General features: G+C 45.5%; 6 protein-coding genes. All 6 read left to right on the forward strand.

Annotated elements, in window-relative coordinates:
- Positions 1-480, forward strand: a 480-nt coding sequence (locus AC075J_RS02210; RefSeq protein WP_476389923.1) for a phosphoadenosine phosphosulfate reductase domain-containing protein, incomplete at its 5' end; no start/stop codon positions are given.
- A gap of 148 nt (positions 481-628) precedes the next feature.
- Positions 629-1,090 carry a hypothetical protein gene (locus AC075J_RS02215; protein WP_025577477.1) on the forward strand — a complete coding sequence of 154 codons (462 nt, stop codon included), beginning with the start codon at positions 629-631 and terminating at the stop codon, positions 1,088-1,090.
- Positions 1,080-1,424 (forward strand): hypothetical protein, encoded by a 345-nt coding sequence (locus tag AC075J_RS02220; RefSeq protein ID WP_476389924.1) that lies wholly within the window; start codon positions 1,080-1,082, stop codon positions 1,422-1,424. The genes AC075J_RS02215 and AC075J_RS02220 overlap by 11 nt, the downstream gene beginning before the upstream one ends.
- Entirely contained in the window at positions 1,421-3,175 is a 1,755-nt protein-coding gene (locus AC075J_RS02225; RefSeq protein ID WP_476389925.1) for a C40 family peptidase, read from the forward strand. Before AC075J_RS02220 ends, AC075J_RS02225 begins: the two co-directional genes overlap by 4 nt.
- A 12-nt stretch (positions 3,176-3,187) precedes the next feature.
- Complete coding sequence (locus AC075J_RS02230; protein ID WP_055056107.1) at positions 3,188-3,394, forward strand: DpnD/PcfM family protein; 207 nt, start codon at positions 3,188-3,190, stop codon at positions 3,392-3,394.
- Positions 3,391-3,597, forward strand: a 207-nt coding sequence (locus AC075J_RS02235) for a hypothetical protein (RefSeq protein ID WP_476389926.1), incomplete at its 3' end; no start/stop codon positions are given. The genes AC075J_RS02230 and AC075J_RS02235, both read left to right, overlap by 4 nt.

The following is a 3,597-nucleotide window of genomic DNA, read 5'->3' on the forward strand; positions in this document are numbered from 1 at the left end:
TGTGAGGTTCTAAAAGAAAATGGTGGGGCTGGGCGTTTTATCACCACAGGTGTCCGGTGGGCAGAAAGCCGAAAGCGGAGGAAAAACAGGGGGATTTATGAAAATTTTGTCCCAAATGGAAAAAAACGTGCCATTATTTTAAATAATGATAATGATGATACCAGGCGACTCTTTGAATCATGCCTGTCAAGGGGCAAACACGTATGCAATCCCATTGTTGACTGGAGTGACCAGCAGGTCTGGGAGTATATCCAGGCAGAGAAAATACCCATGAACCCTCTTTACGAAATGGGATTTCACTGGGTTGGCTGTGTAGGCTGTCCTATGGCAGGAAAACAAAGATACCGGGAGTTCCGCATCTTCCCGACCTATGAGAGGGCTTACCGGCGGGCTTTTGCTAAAATGCTGGAGTTAAGGAAAGCTGCAGGAAGGCAGTGCAATTCCCGCTTATGGTCAGATGTAGATGCTTTTTTCCGTTAGTGGATGGAGGAATCCTGGTATCCCCGGACAGTATGAATTGTCCTTTCATGAAGATACCAATGAGATTTATTATGACTATTTGTAGTGGAAGGGAGGAGGAATTATCGCAAAATATCAATTATCTTTTGGACTGCAGTATGAAGCCTGGATGCTGGAAATCCGTATTCCGGACTGGCTGGAGTTTCCTTCTAAGGAGCAGGCACTAAAATATGGTGAGCAAGCTGAGGTTTCCGTTTTCTTAAAAGCGGAAGCTATTTTTTTGCTCTTTGATGGCAGTAAGGAGAAGATTTTACCGCAGCAGACGGAACTTTATCAGTTTTCCTACCTGAAAGAAAAGACTTATGACAGACTGGGACCGCCACTTTCCCCGGAAGACATAGACCATTTGGTAGAAGTGGGGGAATTGGAGCAGGTACTGTTCAGTGAAAAATATATCCTGACAGAAGATGATTACCAGGAATTTTCCGGAAACCTTATGGAAGCCTTTCAGGAATTGGAAAAGGAGTACGGTCCACCACCCAGAGAAAAGGAACAGGGGTATCTGTTTCAGGCGCTCTGGTATCAGGCAGAAGAATTAAACCCCGGAGAGGGGGACTGCTTTGGAGATTAAGGTAAAAAAAGAAAAAGAGCCGGAGCTGAAATTAAAAAAAGAAGCCCAGGTGACGGTGCATAAGAAAAATCCTATTTTATCTGCAAAGGAAAAGAAAGCTGCTTTTACCTCTAAGCCGGTGGCCGATCTTTTAGGGCAGAGAAAGAAAAAGAAGGGGCAGAAAAAGGGAAACAGCCGAAGCAGGGCAGAGAAGCGCTGTTTGAAAAACAAAAGGAAAAGAAAAAGCAATCCGGGAAAGAGGCAGCAATCCGGGGAGCAGCAGAAGATAGAAAACAAAATGGAAAGGCCAAAAGCACCGTATCTGTACCGGGAACCTTACAGCCGGATCAGATGAAACAGGGGGTAGCACCAAACAGTCAGCCCTCTGCTGGTTTCCAGGCGAAGGAACAGTATCGGAGGGAACAGGCTGCAAAGCTGGCGGAAACAAAAAAATCTTCCCTGGCGAAGCAGACTGCCATAAAAGGGGTACGCCGGGGAGAGGCTGCTATATTGACCCAGTTAGAGGGCGGGGAGGAAGTCAATGATTCCCTTTATGTCATGGGGACAGCAACAAAACCGGCAGAAAAGCTGTGGAAGGATCGGAATTATAGAAAGGCAGAGCAGGAATTAAAGGTAAAACAGGCAGATGGGAAGATCACCAATAAGCAGTTTTACAGACAAACAAGAGCAGTGAAAAAGAAACAGATGGAGAAACAGAAAAAACAGGCAGTCCGGCAGAGAAAAATCCAGTATATGATCAATAAGCTCACCGGAAATGGGCAGCAGGACAGTTTGGCACAGGTGGCAAAAGATATTGTAAAGATGAAAGCCTCTGTGTTTATGCTGAAGGTGGTCCAGTTTGCCGGGGCGCTTTTGGCTCCGCTGTTCAGTATTCTTCTTGTGGTGGCAATCCCTGTAGTGATTATCTTTTTCCTCTTATACTGTTCGCCACTTGGTGCGTTCATGCCAAATCCGTCTGAGGAGAACCCTACCGTCCGAGAAGTTTTAAACGGTTACTACATGGACTTTAATACAAAACTTGGACAAAATGGGAAAGATGGGGCAGTTACCTATCTCCATGAGAAAAACGGGAATTATGTGAGTAATTACTATGATACTTTAATGGTTTATATGGTGAAGTATGGAACCGGGGATATAGGTGTGGATATGGATCAGCGGCATAAGGACAAGCTGAAGGAAATCTTTGATGAAATGAACAGTTTTGAAAACACGACCATAACCACCACCATAAAGGCAGGGGATAGCCTGGGAAATGTTGTCACCAGCGGTTATTGCCAGTGCAGTATCTGTTGTGGACAGTGGGCAGGAGGACCTACAGCCTCCGGTGTCATGCCAAAACCGGACCATACCATTGCAGTAGATGCACAAAACCCCTTTGTCCCTATGGGAACCAGGATCATTATGAACGGGATTGAATATACCGTAGAAGATACCGGAGCATTTGACCGGTATGGGGTACAATTTGATGTTTTCTGTGCAGATCATGCAACTGCGTCTGCCTGGGGACATCAGACTTTTGAAGCGTTTCTGGCAGATGGGGACGAAAATGAGATTACGGTAACAAAGAAGGGCTGCTACGTCAAGAACCTGAATTATGAGGACTATATTGCACTTGGAAAGCTGACCGAAAAAGAAGAAGAACTTTTAAGGGAAGTCATGAGTGAGGAATTCCGAAATGAGATCCCTTCCTTTGGCGTAGGAAGTGACGTTGCAAATCTGGCACTGACGAAGGTAGGCTGCAAATACAGTCAGGAACACCGGTATGAGGAAGGATATTATGATTGCAGTTCCCTGGTACAGCGGTTGTATCAGGAGGTAGGCATTTCCCTTCCGGCGATTGCCTCTACCCAGGGAGAATTTATGGTAACACATGGGTTGGAAGTTACAGAAGGCGAACTGGAGCCGGGAGATCTGATTTTTTATTCTTATGAGCAGAATGGGCAGTTCCGCAATATTTCCCATGTGGCAATTTATGTTGGTAATGGCAGAATGGTACATGCAGCCAACAGCAGACGTGGAGTAGTGAATGACCCGTTCAATCCGTCGAACATTGGGCTGTATGGAAGACCCAACCGCTTGCAGTAAGAAAGGAGAAGCATGGACGAAAAAGAATATGAAGTGACCATAACAGAAGTCCTGGAGAAAAAAGTAAGATACCGGGGCAGGAATGAACTGGAGGCAACTGCAAAAGCAGAAGCAGATTATTATGCAGAAAAAATCGTGCTGGGGGCAGATGATTTTTCCTATCGTGATATTTCTGCAAAAGAACTGGTACCTGTAAAAGAAAGAAGGAACAGCAGATGAAGCATATCACAAAAGTACGGGAACTGTATGAGGAAACCATACACTGGATTTCAGAGTCGGAGGATTCCTGGAAAAATTTTCTTTCCTGCATGGGGCGCTTGTATCAGTTGGACTTCTTAAATACCTGTATGGTATATGCCCAGCGCCCAGATGCGTCCGTTCTTGCAGGATATGATGCCTGGCTGGAAATGGATTTGCCGGTT

The sequence above is a fragment of the Blautia sp. ZXY-1-C6 genome (assembly GCF_056339875.1).

What these genes read in the sequence shown, in the direction of transcription:
- AC075J_RS02230 (WP_055056107.1), top strand. Translation starts at nt 3,188, where the DNA reads ATGGACGAAAAAGAATATGAAGTGACCATAACAGAAGTCCTGGAGAAA.
- AC075J_RS02225 (WP_476389925.1), top strand. Translation starts at nt 1,421, where the DNA reads ATGAAACAGGGGGTAGCACCAAACAGTCAGCCCTCTGCTGGTTTCCAG.
- AC075J_RS02215 (WP_025577477.1), top strand. Translation starts at nt 629, where the DNA reads ATGCTGGAAATCCGTATTCCGGACTGGCTGGAGTTTCCTTCTAAGGAG.